This is a genomic window from Cellulomonas sp. 73-92, from assembly GCF_001898175.1.
In the GTDB taxonomy this organism is placed as follows: domain Bacteria; phylum Actinomycetota; class Actinomycetes; order Actinomycetales; family Cellulomonadaceae; genus Cellulomonas.
Genome location: NZ_MKTH01000013.1, coordinates 373,139 through 388,008 on the forward strand (window position 1 = coordinate 373,139; position 14,870 = coordinate 388,008).

Genomic DNA, 14,870 nt, shown 5'->3' on the forward strand with positions numbered 1-14,870 from the left:
CCTCGGCGGGCGTATGCCGCCCGTCATCCTGCCCGATCATTCCATCCACCGGTCCTGATCGTCGGTCACGATCCGGACTCGCAGCGCCTGGCCATGCCCGTCACCAGGTTGTTCGTCGGCAACGAGGCGCTGCGGCGCCGGTGTGGGCGGCCACGCGCCGGTCAGCCTGTTGGCCGCCAGCGCGCCGAGCAGCAGCAGCACCAGCAGCGCGATGAGCACCACGGGCCAGCGCCACCGCCCCAGCCGGCGCCCGACGCTCTCCGGCGTCGTGGGCTGCGGCGCAACGCCGTGGCGCGCCGCCGGGCGCGAGGGCAGAGGCGGGCGCACCGGGCGGGCCGGCGGGTACGACGGCGGCGGGGCCGGGCGTCGGGGGCCGGGCCCGCCGGCGGCCTCCGCCGCGGCGGGTGGGAGGCTCGTGGCGGTGGCCCCCTGCGGGGCTCGCGCCGGGGGTGCCGGGGCCGCGGCAGATGCGCCGACCGGGGCGACCTCGGGGGCCGGGCGCACGGGGGCCTGCACAGGGGTCGGCGCGCTGACGACGACGGGCACCCCCTCCGGCGGCGTGCGCGCCAGGAGCCGGTCGAAGAGCTCGGCCAGCTCGTCGGCCGACTGCGGGCGCCGCTTCGGGTCCTTGTCGAGCAGGCGCATGACGAGCGAGCCGAGCGGGCGGTCGACCACCGGCGGCAGCGGCGGCACGGGGTCGTTGACGTGGGCGACCGCGATGTCCACCGCGGTGGGTCCGGTGAAGGGCCGGTGCCCGACGAGCGCCTCGTAGGCGACGACGCCGAGGGAGTAGAGGTCGGACAGCGGCGTCGCGGGCTTGCCGACCGCCTGCTCCGGCGACAGGTACTGCGCGGTGCCCATCACCATGCCGCTGGCGGTCATCGTCGGCTGGCCGGCCGCCCGGGAGACGCCGAAGTCGGTGATCTTCACGCGCCCGCCGCGCGCGATGAGGATGTTGCCCGGCTTGACGTCGCGGTGGACCACGCCCGCCTCGTGCGCGCAGGCGAGCCCGCGGGCCGTCTGGGCGAGGATCGGGATGAGGTGGGAGGCGGACATCACGGGGGTGCGTTCGAGCACGTCGGAGAGGGGCTCCCCGACGACGAGCTCCATGACGAGGTACGCCGAGCCGCCCTGCTCGCCGTAGTCCAGCAGCGTGGCGATGTTGGGGTGGGACAGCGCCGCGGAGTTGCGCGCCTCCGTGCGGAACCGGTTGAGGAAGCCGGTGTCGCCCGCGTACTCGTCGCGCAGCACCTTGACCGCGACGGGACGCGTGAGCGACTCGTCGTACGCCTGCCAGACCTCGCCCATGCCGCCGACGGCGATCCGCCGCTCCAGCCGGTAGCGGTTGCCCAGCGCGACCCCGGGTGCCGTGATCATTGGCCGAGCACCGCCTGGATGACGGCCTTGGCGATCGGCGCCGCGACCTGCCCGCCGGTGGCGTCGTTGCCGAGCGAGCCACCGTGCTCGACGAGGACCGCGACGGCCACCCGCGGGGACTGCGCGGGTGCGAACGCGGCGAACCACGCGTGCGGCGCCGAGCCGGCCTGCGTCTGGGCGGTGCCGGTCTTGCCGGCGACGCTCACGCCCGGGATCCGGGCGGCCTGGCCGGTGCCGTGCTCGACGACGTTGATCATCATGTCGCGCAGCGCGGCGGCGTTCGCGGCGGTCATCGCGGTGGAGTACTGCTGCGGCTTGGTGTCGGAGACGATCGACAGGTCGGCCGCCCGGATCGTCTGCACCAGGTACGGCCGCATGACGACGCCGCCGTTGGCGATGCCCGCGGCGACCATCGCCATCTGCAGCGGCGTCGCCTGGACGTCGCGCTGGCCGATCGCCGACTGCGCCGTCTCCGGCTGGTCCAGCCCCGTGGGGAACACCGACGCCACCACGCCCATGGGGATGGTCAGCGAGGAGTCGCCGAAGCCGAACGCCTTGGCCTGGTCGGCGATCGCCTGGTCGCCGAGGTCCATGCCGATCTGGGCGAACGCGGTGTTGCACGAGACCTGCAGCGCCACGGTGAGCGTCACGGTGTCGCCGCCGCAGCTCTCGCCGCCGAAGTTCCCGATGGTCGAGGTCGAGCCGGGCAGCGCCAGCACCGTCGGGGACGCAACCTGGGTGTCCGGCGTGTACTTCCCGCTGGCCAGCGCCGCGGCCGCGGTGACGAGCTTGAAGGTCGAACCGGGCGCGAACCTGTCCTGCGTCGCGTTCGAGCGCAGAGGGTTGCCGGGGGCCTTGACCAGCTGGCTCCACGCGTCGCCGGCGACCTTCGTGTCGTGCACGGCCAGGGCGTTGGGGTCGAACCCGGGGGTGGAGACCAGCGCGAGGATCTTGCCGGTGGCCGGCTCGATCGCCACCACCGCGCCCTGCTGGTTGCCCAGCCCCTTCCACGCCGCGTCCTGCGCCGCCGGGATGATCGTCGTCTCCACGGCCGCACCCTCCTGCGGGCGGCCCGTGAGCAGGTCGCGCACGCGGGTGAGGAACAGCTGGTCGCTGCGGCCGGTGAGGGTGTCGTTCTCCGCGTCCTCGAGCTGGCTGCGCCCGTTGACCACCGAGTAGAAGCCCGTGACGGCGGAGTACTCGGGCCCGTTCGCGTACTGGCGCTGGTAGCGGAAGGGGTCCTCGACCTTCACGCTCTCGGCGATGGCCGTGCCGCCGGCGACGATGGGGCCGCGTGGCAAGCCGAACTCCCGGTAGAGGGTGCGCGCGTTGCGCGGGTCGCCGTTGAGGCGGGCGGCCTGGAACACCTGCACCGACGTCACCCCGCCCACGAGGACGAGGAACATCACCAGCACCATGGTCGCCAGGCGGCGCAGCGGGGTGTTCATGGCCGGGCCCCCGTGATGCGCTCGGTCGGCTGCTCGTCGCCCGCCGGGGCGGGGACCACCGGCGTCGGCCCGCTGGCGGGTGCCAGCGCGGGCGCGGGCCGGCGGGCGTCGTCGGACACCCGCAGCAGCAGCGCGACGATCACCCAGTTGGCCAGGAGCGACGAGCCGCCGTACGCGAGCAGCGGCGTCGTCAGGCCCGTCAGCGGGATGATCCGCGTCACGCCGCCGACGACCACGAAGACCTGGAACGCCATGACGAACGCCAGGCCGCCGGCGAGGAGCTTGCCGAACCCGTCGCGCACGCCGATCGCGGTGCGCAGGCCGCGCTCGGTGAGGACCGCGTAGAGGAGCAGGATCGCGACGAGCCCGGTCAGGCCGAGCTCCTCGCCGAGCGACGTCACGATGAAGTCGGACTGCGCGAACGTCACGATGTCCGGCCGGCCCTGGCCCCAGCCGGTGCCGAACAGCCCGCCGTTGGCCAGGCCGAACAGCCCCTGCACCAGCTGCCACGAGCCGCCCTGCCTGTTGTAGACGGCGGGGTCGAGGGCGTGCAGCCAGATGGTGAACCGCTGGCCGACGTGCGGGAACGCCACCGCGGCCGCCCAGCCGCCGACGGCGAACAGCACCACGCCGATGAGCACCCAGCTGACCCGCTCGGTCGCGAGGTACAGCATCGCGACGAAGAGGCCGAACAGCAGCAGCGAGGTGCCGAGGTCGCTCTGCAGCACGAGGACCGCGATGCTCGTCCCCCACACGACGACGAGGGGGCCGAGGTCGCGCAGCCGTGGCAGCTGCAGGCCGAGGATCCGGGGGCCGGCCAGCGTCAGGGTGTCGCGGTTGGTGACGAGGTAGCCGGCGAAGAACACCGCGAGCGCGAGCTTCGCCAGCTCGGCCGGCTGCAGGCCGACGCCGGCGACGCGGACCCAGATCCGCGCACCGTTGACGTCGCGGCCGACACCCGGCACCAGGGGTGAGACGAGCAGGACGAGCGCCACCACCATCGCGGTGTACGTGTAGCGGCGCAGCGTCCGGTGGTCGCGCAGGAAGACGATCACCGCCGCGGCCAGCACCAGCGACAGCGCCGTCCACTCCAGCTGCTTGCCCGCGAAGTCGGTGTGCTCGGCGACGTCGATCCGGTAGATCATCGCCAGCCCGATGCCGTTGAACGCGACGGCCACCGGCAGGATCACCGGGTCGGCGTACGGCGCGCGCCACCGCAGCACCACGTGCATGCCCAGCGCCATGGCGGCCATGCCGACGCCGTACCAGAGGGCGTTGGCGGGCACCCGGTTCGCGGTGCCCAGCCCGACGAGCGCATACGCGGCCCACCCGACGGCCAGTGCCAGGAGGAGCAGGCCGAGCTCGACGCCTCGACCCGACCTCACCCGCACGGGCTGGACGGTGGCCATCAGCCGCTGCTCGCGGGGGACGGCTCGACGGACAGCGTGGGCGCCGGTCCCAGCGTGAACGTCGGCAGCGGCCCGGGCGAGAACGTCGGCACCGGGGTCGGTGCCACCGTCTCGCCGGCGAGCTGCTGCACCTGGCTGCGCGCGGCGGCCAGGGAGTCGGCGTGGATCGACCCGGCGACGCGGTCGCGCAGGTAGCTGGGCAGGGAGTCGAGGGACACGTCGCTCGTCTCCACCACGCGGGACAGGTCGAGCGGGCCGACCGCCGTGGGCAGCCCGCGGAACACGGCCACCCGGCCGTCGGACGCGCCGACGAAGTACTGGCCCTGCGACCAGGCGTAGCCCCCGCCCAGCAGGAGCAGGACGACGGCGAGCGCGGCGCCCCACACGACGAGCAGGGTGCGCGGGCGCGCGCCGGTGACGGCCTCCGGCTCGTCGTCGGACGCCGGGTCACCCCCGCCCTCGGCGGCGGGCTTGCGCAGCAGGTTGGCCGCGCGCGCCGCCGGGCCGTCCGCCGCGGACGACGGCTTGTGCCGCGAGATCGCGGCGGCGCCGACGACGGCCACCGCGGTGGAGGGCGCGGTGCCGTCGGGCAGGTCGTCGAGGTCGACGACGTCCGCGACGATGACCGTGACGTTGTCGCCGCCACCACCCCGCAGCGCGAGCTGCACCAGGCGCTCGGCGCACGCGTCGACGTCCGTCACGTCGCGCAGCGTGTCGGCGAGCGTGTCGTGCGAGACGAAGCCCGACAGCCCGTCGGAGCACAGCAGCCACCGGTCGCCGGGGCGCGCCTCGCGGACCGAGAGGTCGGGCGTGACGTCGACGTCGAAGTCGCCGAGCACGCGCATGACGACCGAGCGCTGCGGGTGGTGCTCGGCCTCCTCCGGCTTGATGCGCCCGGTGTCGACGAGGTGCTGGACGAACGTGTGGTCCACCGTGACCTGCGTCAGCTCGCCGTCGCGCAGCAGGTAGCCGCGCGAGTCGCCGAGGTGCGCCATCGCCAGCTTGTTGCCGGCGCGCAGGATCGCGGTGACGGTGGTGCCCATGCCGGCGAGGTCCGGCTCGGCCTCGGTGCGGCGGATGATCTCGTCACGCGCGGACTCGGTGGCCCGCTCCAGCTCGGCCAGCGCGTCGTCGGGCCCGTGCGCCTCGTCGTCCAACGGCGCGAAGGCCGCGATCGCCAGCGAGGACGCGACGTCGCCGCCCGCGTGCCCGCCCATGCCATCGGCGACCATGAGCAGGTGCGGGCCGACGTAGGCCGAGTCCTGGTTGTTGGCGCGCACGAGGCCGACGTCGGACCTGACGGCGTACTTGAGACCGACGTTCACGGGCTACCTCTGCAGCTCGAGCACGCTGCGACCCACCCGCACCGGCGTGCCGGTGGGCAGGGGCGTCGGGCCCTCGATCCGGTGCTCGCCGACGAAGGTGCCGTTGGTGGACCCGAGGTCCTCGACGTACCAGCCGTCGGCCTGCGGGAACACGCGCGCGTGCCGGGAGGACGAGTAGTCGTCGTCGAGCACGAGGGTGCAGCTCGGCGAGCGCCCGACGAGGACGCTCGAGGTGCCGAGCGGGATGATCGTGCCGCGCAGCGGCCCCTCGGTCACCACCAGGCGCGTGGGGGACGACGAGCGGCCGCGCGTGGAGCGCAGCGCGCGGGCCGGGGCGGTGGCGGCCGGCGCCGGTGACGCCGGTGCGGACGCCGAGGGGCCCGTGGTGGCCGTGGGGGCCGACGCCTGGCGGGCCGCCCGCCGGCGGTCCGAGATCCGCGTGCCGTACAGGTCACGACGCAGCACCGAGATGGCCGACAGCACGAGCACCCACAGCAGCGCCAGGTACCCCAGCCGGAGCAGGGTGATCGTGACCTCACTCATGCGGCGCGGTCACCCGTCGCCGTCCGGCTCGCCACCGGTCCAGAAGAGGATCCGGGTGCGGCCGATGGTGAGCGTGTTGCCGTCGAGCAGCGTCGCCGCCGGCACCTGGTGGCCCTCGACGAACAGCCCGTTCGTCGATCCCAGGTCGGTCGCGACCACGCCGTCCGGGGTGACCCGGATCTCGAGGTGCTTCCGGCTGACCCCGGGGTCGTCGACGATGATGTCCGCCTCCGAGCCGCGGCCGATCACCGTGACCGGGCCGGTGAGGAGGTAGCGCTGTCCGTCGATGTCGAGCATCGGGTGGCGCGCGCTCGGCGCCGCGCTCGTCGCGGGGGCCACGGCGCCGCGGACGGTCGAGGAGTGGACGGTGAAGCGACCCTCCTCCAGCTCGGGGTTCTCCGCGAAGCTGACCGTGACCGGCCCGACGAAGGCGTAGCGCTGACGCGCGGCGTGGTCGGTGAGGTTGGCGGCGAACTCGTCGGCCAGAGTCTCCGCGCCCCAGGCCTCGACCTGGTCGTAGTCGGCCGACGAGAGCTCGACGATGTAGTCGTTCGGTGCGACGGTGCGGTCCCGGCCGACCGCGGCGGCGCGGTCGTCGAGCTCCCGACGCAGCGCACTGGCGATCTCGACCGGTTTCACCGCACCGCGCGAGAACCGGGTGAAGGCGCCGTTGACCGCCCGCTCGACCCCGTTCTCGAACCTGTCGAGGAAGCCCATCGCCACCTCCTTCCCGCCCGGACGCCCGCGGTCACAGGACCGGGGCGGGGGTGTGCGACATCGGAGGATGCGCGCAACCCGGCTCGATCGTATCCGTGCAGGCCCCCCGTCGGCGTCCGCCCCCGGGACTAGCCGCGGACCGTGCTACTGTTCTGGCCGCGCGCGAGTGGCGGAACGGCAGACGCGCTGGCTTCAGGTGCCAGTGCCCGCAAGGGCGTGCGGGTTCAAATCCCGCCTCGCGCACCCAGACCGGGGGACTCCCCGGGCGTGTGGAGAGCCGGGTCCCCCAGGGGTCCCGGCTCTCTTCGTCTCGTGGTTCCTGAGCGGACCGGCGCGGCCGGGATAACCTTTCGAGCGGCTCGGGCGACGGTGCGCGAGCGCCAGCACGGAGGCCGCCGGTGAGCCAGAGCACCCTGGAAGACCTGGGAGCGCGCACGCCCCGGGCCGGCCAGTTCGGCCGGGATGCCCTCGTCGTGTGCGACAACCTCGTGCGGATCTACCGGAGCGGTCCGGTCGAGGTGCAGGCCCTGCAGGGGCTGGACCTGCTGGTGGACGAGGGCGAGATGGTGGCCGTCGTCGGCGCCTCCGGGTCCGGCAAGTCGACCCTGCTCCACGTGCTGTCCGGGATCGACCAGCCGACCGCGGGACGCGTGCGCGTCGGGCCGTGGGACCTCATGGGGATGTCACGTGCCGAGCGGGTCGCGTACCGGCGCACCATGGTCGGCTTCGTGTGGCAGCAGGCGGCGCAGAACCTCGTCCCCTACCTGAGCGGGACGCAGAACGTGCTGCTGCCCCTGGCCTTCGCCGGGGCCGGGCGGCGCGAGCGGCGCGCGCGGGCCGAGGAGGTGCTGCGGCTCGTCGGCGTGCGGCACTGCGCGGACCGGCTGCCTCGGCAGATGTCCGGCGGCGAGCAGCAGCGCGTCGCGATCGCCGTCGCCCTGGCGAACTCGCCCCGCGTGCTCCTGGCCGACGAGCCGACCGGCGAGCTCGACACCACGACCTCCCAGGAGGTGTTCGACGCCCTGCGCACCGCCAACCGCGAGGCCGGCGTGACGGTGGTGGTGGTGACCCACGACTCGGCGGTGAGCGAGCAGGTCGCGCGGACCGTGGCCATCCGGGACGGGCGCACCAGCACCGAGGTGCTGCGCGTGGCGGAGGGGCACGAGGACGGGGCGCCGGTCGTGGCACAGGAGTACGCGGTGATGGACCGCGCCGGACGCGTGCAGGTGCCGCGGGAGTACCGCGAGGCGCTGGCGCTGACCCATCGGGTGCGGCTGGCGCTCGAGGCCGACCACGTCAGCCTCTGGCCGTCGGGCCGGGCCGGCCGGCACGGCGATCGGGCCGAGCCGTGAGCGCGGGCGCGGCGGTGTCGGTGCGCGGCGTCCGCCGGACCTTCGGCTCCGGGCGGAACGCGGTGCACGCGCTGTCCGACGTGTCCTTCGACGTGGCCCCCGGCGAGCTGGTGGCCCTGGTCGGCCGCTCGGGCTCCGGCAAGACGACGATGCTCAACCTCGTCGGCGGGCTGGACCGGCCGGACGCCGGTGCGATCACCGTCGGGGACGTCGAGGTCACCGCGCTGGACGAGGCGGGGCTGGTCCGCCTGCGCCGGGACACCGTCGCGTTCGTCTTCCAGACGTTCGGGCTGATCCCCGTGCTGACGGCGGCCGAGAACGTCGGCGTCCCGCTGCGGCTGCGCGGCCTGCCGGTGCCCGACCGGGAGCGCCGCGTGCAGCTGCTCCTGCAGCTCGTCGGCCTGGCCGACCACGCCGCCCAGCGGCCGACGGAGCTGTCCGGCGGGCAGCAGCAGCGGGTGGCGATCGCCCGCGCGCTGGCGGTGTCGCCGCGCCTCCTCGTCGCCGACGAGCCGACCGGCCAGCTCGACGTCGAGACCGGCCTCGCGGTGATGGCCCTCATCCGGGCCGTGGTCGAAGCGGAGGGCATGACGGCGATCGTCTCGACGCACGACCCGGTGATGATCGCGCTCGCCGACCGTGCCGTCCGCCTCGTCGACGGCCGCCTGGTCGATGCCTGACGGGCACGGCGCTCCCGGCGACGGCGGTCGACCGGGCGGCGGAGCCCGGCCGACCCGGCTGGTGCTGCGCCGCGCTCGCGCGCAGGCGGGCCTCGTGGCGATGGTGACGGCCCTCGTCGTCGCCGGCGCCACGGTGCTCGGCCTGTGCAGCCTGCTGCTCACCACGGTGCGGGACCAGGCGCTCGTGGCGGCCGTGCGGGGCACCGACCCGGCGTCGGTGCAGGTGGTCGCCGCCGTCACGCTGGCCGACGACGCCACGGCGGCCGACGCCGCGGCGCGTGCCCTGGCCGAGGTCTCCGACACGACACAGACCGCCCTGGCCGCCTTCCCCACGACGACGTCGGTGTGGGCGACGTCCACGCGGCTGCTCCTGGACCCCGCGCCGGACGGCGGCCTGCGGCAGACGTACCTGCTCGACGGGGACGACGTCGCGGCGCACGCGACGCTCACCGCGGGACGCTGGCCGACGAGCGGGGCCGCCGCCGTCACCGAGGTCGCCTTGCCGGACTCGGCCGCCCGGCTGCTCGGCGTCGCGTCCGGCTCGACGATCAGCCTCACCGGCGCTCCCCAGCACGCAGGCGAGCCACCGGCGGATCCGCGCACCGTGCTCGTCGTCGGGACCTTCACGCCCCGCCGCGGCGACCAGGCCTGGACCCGGGACCCGCTCGACGCCGCCGGCTACGCCACGTACGCGCTCGGCGCCGCGCTGCCCGCCTACGGCCCGCTGGTCGTCGCGCCCGGCACGCTGGTCGGCCACCAGCCGGTGGCACGGTTCTCCGTGGTCCTCACCCCGGTGCTGTCCGGCGCGACGACGTCCCGGATCGCCACCGCGGAGCGTGACCTCGGCGGCCTGAGGAGGGCGCTCGACGAGCGCCTCGGCGAGCGGGCCTCGGGAGTGGCGCTGGCCAACCCCTACCCGGAGACGCTGCAGCAGGTGCGGGCGCAGCTCGGGGTCACCGCGTCGGTGGTGCTGGTGGCCGCGCTCCTGGCCGGCGCGCTCGCCGGCACGGCGCTCGGGCTGGCGGCCCGGCTGCTGGCCGATCGTCGCGCGGCCGAGCACACCCTGCTCGTGGCGCGCGGCGCCGCCTCCCGGCAGCTGGCCGCGCACGCGGCTGCCGAGGCCCTGGTCCTGGCGCTCGTGGCCGCGGCCCTGAGCATCCCCCTGTCCCTCGCGGCCTTCCGCGCGCTGGCTCGCATCCCTCGGCTGGCGCGCGCTGGGATGGACGCGGCGGCCGCCGCACCCACCGCGGTGCTGGTGGCGACGGTGGGAGGCGCCGCGCTCGGGCTGTCCGGCGTCCTCGTCGTCGTGTCGCTGCGGTCGCGCGGCACCCGCGGCCGAGCCTGGCGGCATGGCCTCGTCGCGCGGTCGGGGGTCGACCTGGTGCTCGTCGCGCTCGCGGTGCTGGGCTACCTGCAGCTGCGCGCGCACCGCGTGGCCCTGGGCGCGGCCGTCGACCCCGTGCTCGTCGCCGCGCCGGTGCTGTGCCTGGCGGCGGGCGCGGTGCTGGCCCTGCGGGTGCTGCCGTGGGTGGCCCGGCTCGCCGAGGTGCACGCCGCGCGGTCGTCCCGCCTGGTCCTCCCGCTCGCCGCCTGGGAGCTGGCTCGTCGCCGTCACTCGACGGCCGGCGCCTTCCTCCTGGTGCTCGCCACCGCGACCACCACCTTCGGGCTGACGTTCGTCGCCACGTGGGAGCGGTCGCAGGCCGACCAGGCGGATGCGCAGGTGGGCGCGCAGCTGCAGGTGGACCCGGGCGCGGTCGCCCCGATCGCCGAGGGCCGCGCGCTCGGAGCCGCGACGGGCGGCAGCCCCATGGCGGTGACGCAGCGCTCGATCTCGCTCGGCTCGCTCATCGGCGCGGACACCTCCGGCCACGCGACGCAGCTGCTGGCGACCGACCTGCGGGCGGGACACGGCTTCGAGGTCGGCCGCCCGCCCGCCGGCACCACCTGGGCGGCCGCGACCGCCGGCCTGGCGACGGTCGACCCGGCCGGCCCGCTGCTGCCCGCCGGCCCGCTCCGCCTGGTGCTGACCGGCGACACGGCGGACGGCACACCCGTGGTGGCGACGCCGTCGCTGGTGGTGGAGGACCCGTGGGGCGGCCAGGCCGTGCTCGACGGCGGGCCCGTCCCGCTGGACGGCGCGCCGCACGAGCTCCGGATCGCCACGGGACCCGACGCCGTGCCGCTGCCCGACCGGCTCCGGCTCGTCGCGCTCGACCTGGGGCTGGCGCTGGGTGACGGCGCCGCGCCGTCGCCGGACGCGAACCAGACCTCGGTGGTCACCGTGCGTACGGTGCTGCTCGGCGCCACGGCGGGCTCCGGCTCCTCGGACTGGTTCGGGTCGACGAGCACCGATCCGTGGCAGATCGCGCGGGGCGCGCAGGCCACCGAGGCGGGCGACCCAGCCGGCGTCGGCGTCACCGCGTCGGCCACCGTCTCGCTCACCGGCCTGCTCTACGAGAGCGGCCGCCTCGTGGTGGTCGCGGGCTCACCGGTGGCCGACGTCCCGGTGGTCGTCACCGCCGGCCTGGCCGACGAGCTCGGCGCCCAGCCCGGTGGGCGGCTCTCGCTGACCGTGGGCCAGTCGCAGCTCGACGGACGGATCACCGGCGTCGTCCCCTACCTGCCGTCGATCGTCGCCCCGCGAGGCGTGCTCGCGGACCGGACCACGCTCGACCGCGCGCTGCTCGGTGCCGGCGACCTCAGCCCCCTCACCGACCGCTGGTGGGTGAGCGGCCTGGCCGACCCCCGGGCGGCGGCCGCGGCGGTCACCGCCGGCGGGCTCGGGGCGCCGCAGACGCGTGACGCCGTCGCCGCCCAGCTGCGGGACGGGCCGCTGCGGATGGCGATCCTCGCGGCGACGTGGCTGCTGGTCGCGGCGGCCGCCCTGCTGGCCCTGTGGGGGACCGCGGCGCACGTCGTCGCCTCGATCGGTGCCCGGGCCGTCGAGGTCGCACGCCTGCTGGGCCTCGGCATGTCGCGCGCCGCCGTGGGCGCCGCGCTGCTGGTGCAGCACGGTGGCGTCTGCCTGCTCGCGGTGGGCACCGGGGCGCTCCTCGGCGGGGTCGTCGTGCGCCTCGTCGTGCCGCTGCTCGTGGTGTCGAGCACGGGTGCGCCGCCGGTCCCGGACGTCCTGGTGGTGTGGCCCTGGCCGGCGCTCGCCGTCGCCGTGACGCTGCTCGCGCTCGGCTCGGTGGCGCTCGCGGCGCCCGTGGCGAGCGCCGCGGTCCGCCGCGCGAGCGCGACCCACCTGCGGATGGAGGGCCAGCCGTGACGGCGGCCGAGCGGGCGGGCGTGGGGCCGCGGCGCACGACGACGGGGGCGGCGCTCCTCGGGCTGCGTCGCCGCGCCGCGGCGGACGCGTGGCCGCTCACCCTGACGGCGGTGCTGCTCCTGCTCGCGGTGGTGCTCGCCGACGCGACCCCGCGCCTGCTGACGAGGGTGGCCGACGAGGCCGTGCGGGCCGCCGTCGCCGCCCGGCCCTCCGTCGGGATCACCGTCACGGCGCCGTTCGACGACGGTCTGGTCTCGGCCGACCGTGATCCCAGCACGGCGGAGCAGGTGGCCGCGGACGGCGCGACGATCGAGGCCGCCCTGCCTCCGGCCCTGGCGCGCGTGCTCGCCCCGCCCTCGGGCCTGGTGAGCACCACCTACCTGCCGACGGCGGCGCCCGACGGGGCGGTCTCGCTGCAGCTGGCGTACCTCTGGCGGGACGGGTTCGCCGGGGTGGACTGGCTCGAGGGCCAGGCCCCCGGTGCTCCCGCGAGCGGCGAGTTCGGCAGCGCCGACGGCGGGACGTGGCCCGTCGCGGTGGGGCTGTCCGCCCCGGTCGCCGCGCAGCTCGGCGTCCGTCCCGGTGACCGGATCGCGGCCAGCGGCCCGGACGGCCGACCGCTCGACGTGACGGTGAGCGGGATCTTCCGGGCCCGGGAGCCGGGCGACCCGCTCTGGGCCCAGGTGCCCGGCCTGCTCGAGCCGATCACGCTCGGCGCCAACGCCGGGCAGAGGACCGTGATGGGCGCGCTGCTCTCGGCGGAGTCGGTCGCCGACGTCCGGCTCGCGCTGCCGCCGCAGGCGGTGACCCGGACCTTCACCCTCGGGGTGCGGCCCGCGACGGTGGCGTTCGCCGACCTGGGCGACATCGCGCGCGCCGCCGCGGCGCTCGAGGCGGCCCCGAAGACCCTGGGCCTGCTCGGTCCGCGTCCGACCGTGTGGTCGCAGCTCGAGGGGCTCGCACGGTCGATCCAGGCGCGGGTGCAGGCGGCCGGCGCCCAGGCGTCGGTGCTGCTCGTCGGGACCCTCGGCGCGTCGGCGGCGGTGCTGGTGCTGGCCGCCGGGCTGCTCGTGCGTCGCCGCGCGGTGGTGCTGAACCGCGACCGGGCGCGTGGCGCGTCGCTGCCCGCCATCGGGCTCGGCCTGGCGCTCGAGCAGGCCACGCTCTGTCTCGCGGTCGGCGCGGTCGGGCTGGTCGTGGCGCAGCGCCTCGCGCCCGGGCCCGTCTCCTGGCCGTGGGTCCTGCCGGTGCTCGCGGTGGCGGTGCTCGCCGTGCCGGTGCTCGGCACGCTGACGGCCGCCGGGCCGAGGGCACGGCGCGCGGCGTCGGAGTCGGAGGAGGTCGGCCGGCGCCGGGCACCGGAGCCGGCGCAGGTCCGGCGCGGCGCGCTCGAGGCGGCCGTGGTGCTGATCGCGGTCGCGGCCCTCGTGACGGTGCGTCGTCGGGGGCTGCCCGACGAGCCCACCGGCGCGGACCTGCTCCTCGCGGCGGCCCCCGCCCTGGGAGCGCTGGCGATCGGCCTGGTCGGCGCCCGGGTCCTGCGGCTGCTGCTGCGCGCCATGGTCCCCGCCGCGGCGCGGTTCCGCCGCGCCGGCCCCCTGCTGGCGTCGGCCGGCGGCGCCGCCGCGCCCGGCCTCGGCCCGTTCGTCGCGCTGACGCTGTGCACCACGCTCGCCGTCTTCAGCACGGTGGTCGGCGCGACCGTGACGGCCGGCCAGGACGCGGGCTCGTGGGACACGGTCGGCGCCGACGTCGTCGTGCACACGGACGCCGACCATCCCCTGGACGCGGTCGCCTCGCGGGTGGCTGCGGCCGGTGGAGTCGAGGGGGTCGCGCTGGCCCGGCTGGTGCCGAACGTGCAGATCTCCGGCGTGCCGGGCACCGACTGGGTCGACGTGCTGGCGGTCGACGCCGCGGACTACGCCCGCCTGCTCGCGGCCACCCCCGTGCCGACGCCGCCCGGGCTCGGCGCGCTCGTCCCGGGACAGGCGCCCGACGCCGCGCTGCCGGTGCTCGGCGGCGCGTCCCTGAGCGCGGGCGGCGCGTCGCCGGCGCTGCTGTGGAACGGCCGCACGCTGCCGCTCCGGAGGGTGGGTGCCGCCCCGGCGCTGAGCCCGGCCCTCGCCGGCACCGGGCCCACCGCGACGCTCGTCGTGGTCGACCGACGGCTGCTCGCCGCCGCCGCCGGCGAGCCGCTGGATGCCGACGTGCTGTGGGCCGTCGGCCCTGGCGCGGAGCGAGCCGTGGACGCGGCCGGCGTGGACGGCGCGGCGGTCACCGGCCGCGCCACGTGGCTCGCCGAACGCCGGAGCGAGCCGCTGACGTCCGGCCTGCTCCTGCTGCTGCGCGTCGCGGCGCCGATCCTCGTCGGGCTCGGGCTGGTGGTCGTGGCGCTCGCGGCCGCGGTCGACGCCTCGCGCCGCGCCCGGACCCTGGCCGTGCTGCGGGTGCTGGGCCTGAACCGACGGCAGGTCGGGCGGGTGGCGGTCGGCGAGGTGCTGCCCTGGGTGCTGCTGGCCACCGCCGGCGGCCTGGCGGCGGGCGTCTGGATGGCACGGCTGGTGGAGCGACCCCTCCAGCTCCGGCTGCTGACCGGCCAGGCCGCCGACCCGGGCCTGACCTGGCCCTGGTGGCCGCTGGCGGTGCTGCCGCTCGTGGTGCTCGTCGCCGGCGCCGTCGCGGCGGTGCAGGCGGGGCGCCGCAGCGCGCTCGGCCAGGTGATGCGGATCGGCGGCTGAGCGGCGG

At 76.4% G+C, this 14,870-nt stretch carries 10 protein-coding genes and 1 tRNA gene; 5 read left to right on the top strand and 6 right to left on the bottom strand.

Annotation, left to right across the window (positions count from 1 at the left end; genetic code table 11):
• Nucleotides 1-36 precede the first annotated feature (36 nt).
• From BGO37_RS08405 to BGO37_RS08430, 6 genes are read right to left on the bottom strand one after another with little or no spacing between them, the layout of a single operon-like run.
• Nucleotides 37-1,377 (bottom strand): serine/threonine-protein kinase, encoded by a 1,341-nt coding sequence (locus BGO37_RS08405; protein WP_291753891.1) that lies wholly within the window; start codon nucleotides 1,375-1,377, stop codon nucleotides 37-39.
• Nucleotides 1,374-2,825 (bottom strand): penicillin-binding protein 2, encoded by a 1,452-nt coding sequence (locus BGO37_RS08410; protein WP_291753893.1) that lies wholly within the window; start codon nucleotides 2,823-2,825, stop codon nucleotides 1,374-1,376. Before BGO37_RS08410 ends, BGO37_RS08405 begins: the two co-directional genes overlap by 4 nt.
• Nucleotides 2,822-4,234 (bottom strand): FtsW/RodA/SpoVE family cell cycle protein, encoded by a 1,413-nt coding sequence (locus BGO37_RS08415; RefSeq protein ID WP_291753894.1) that lies wholly within the window; start codon nucleotides 4,232-4,234, stop codon nucleotides 2,822-2,824. The genes BGO37_RS08410 and BGO37_RS08415 overlap by 4 nt, the downstream gene beginning before the upstream one ends.
• Nucleotides 4,234-5,559 carry a PP2C family serine/threonine-protein phosphatase gene (locus BGO37_RS08420; RefSeq protein ID WP_291753897.1) on the bottom strand — a complete coding sequence of 442 codons (1,326 nt, stop codon included), beginning with the start codon at nucleotides 5,557-5,559 and terminating at the stop codon, nucleotides 4,234-4,236. Before BGO37_RS08420 ends, BGO37_RS08415 begins: the two co-directional genes overlap by 1 nt.
• A 3-nt stretch (nucleotides 5,560-5,562) precedes the next feature.
• Nucleotides 5,563-6,102: an FHA domain-containing protein gene (locus tag BGO37_RS08425; protein WP_291753899.1), complete on the bottom strand. Its 540-nt coding sequence runs from the start codon at nucleotides 6,100-6,102 to the stop codon at nucleotides 5,563-5,565.
• 9 nt (nucleotides 6,103-6,111) lie between these two features.
• On the bottom strand, nucleotides 6,112-6,819 hold the full coding sequence (locus BGO37_RS08430; RefSeq protein ID WP_291753901.1) for a DUF3662 and FHA domain-containing protein: 708 nt from the start codon (nucleotides 6,817-6,819) through the stop codon (nucleotides 6,112-6,114).
• 160 nt (nucleotides 6,820-6,979) lie between these two features.
• Between BGO37_RS08430 and BGO37_RS08435 the strand changes: the two genes are divergently transcribed.
• From BGO37_RS08435 to BGO37_RS08455, 5 genes are all read left to right on the top strand, one after another.
• A tRNA-Leu gene (locus tag BGO37_RS08435) sits at nucleotides 6,980-7,062 on the top strand.
• Between the two features lie 155 nt (nucleotides 7,063-7,217).
• Entirely contained in the window at nucleotides 7,218-8,171 is a 954-nt protein-coding gene (locus BGO37_RS08440) for an ABC transporter ATP-binding protein (RefSeq protein ID WP_291753902.1), read from the top strand.
• The gene (locus BGO37_RS08445; RefSeq protein ID WP_291753903.1) at nucleotides 8,168-8,851 is read left to right on the top strand and encodes an ABC transporter ATP-binding protein; all 684 of its coding nucleotides are present in this window, start codon (nucleotides 8,168-8,170) and stop codon (nucleotides 8,849-8,851) included. Before BGO37_RS08440 ends, BGO37_RS08445 begins: the two co-directional genes overlap by 4 nt.
• Nucleotides 8,844-12,125, top strand: coding sequence for a hypothetical protein (locus BGO37_RS08450; RefSeq protein ID WP_291753906.1), 3,282 nt, complete (start codon nucleotides 8,844-8,846; stop codon nucleotides 12,123-12,125). Before BGO37_RS08445 ends, BGO37_RS08450 begins: the two co-directional genes overlap by 8 nt.
• Nucleotides 12,122-14,863 carry an ABC transporter permease gene (locus BGO37_RS08455; protein WP_291753907.1) on the top strand — a complete coding sequence of 914 codons (2,742 nt, stop codon included), beginning with the start codon at nucleotides 12,122-12,124 and terminating at the stop codon, nucleotides 14,861-14,863. Before BGO37_RS08450 ends, BGO37_RS08455 begins: the two co-directional genes overlap by 4 nt.
• The last annotated feature ends 7 nt before the right edge of the window (nucleotides 14,864-14,870 follow it).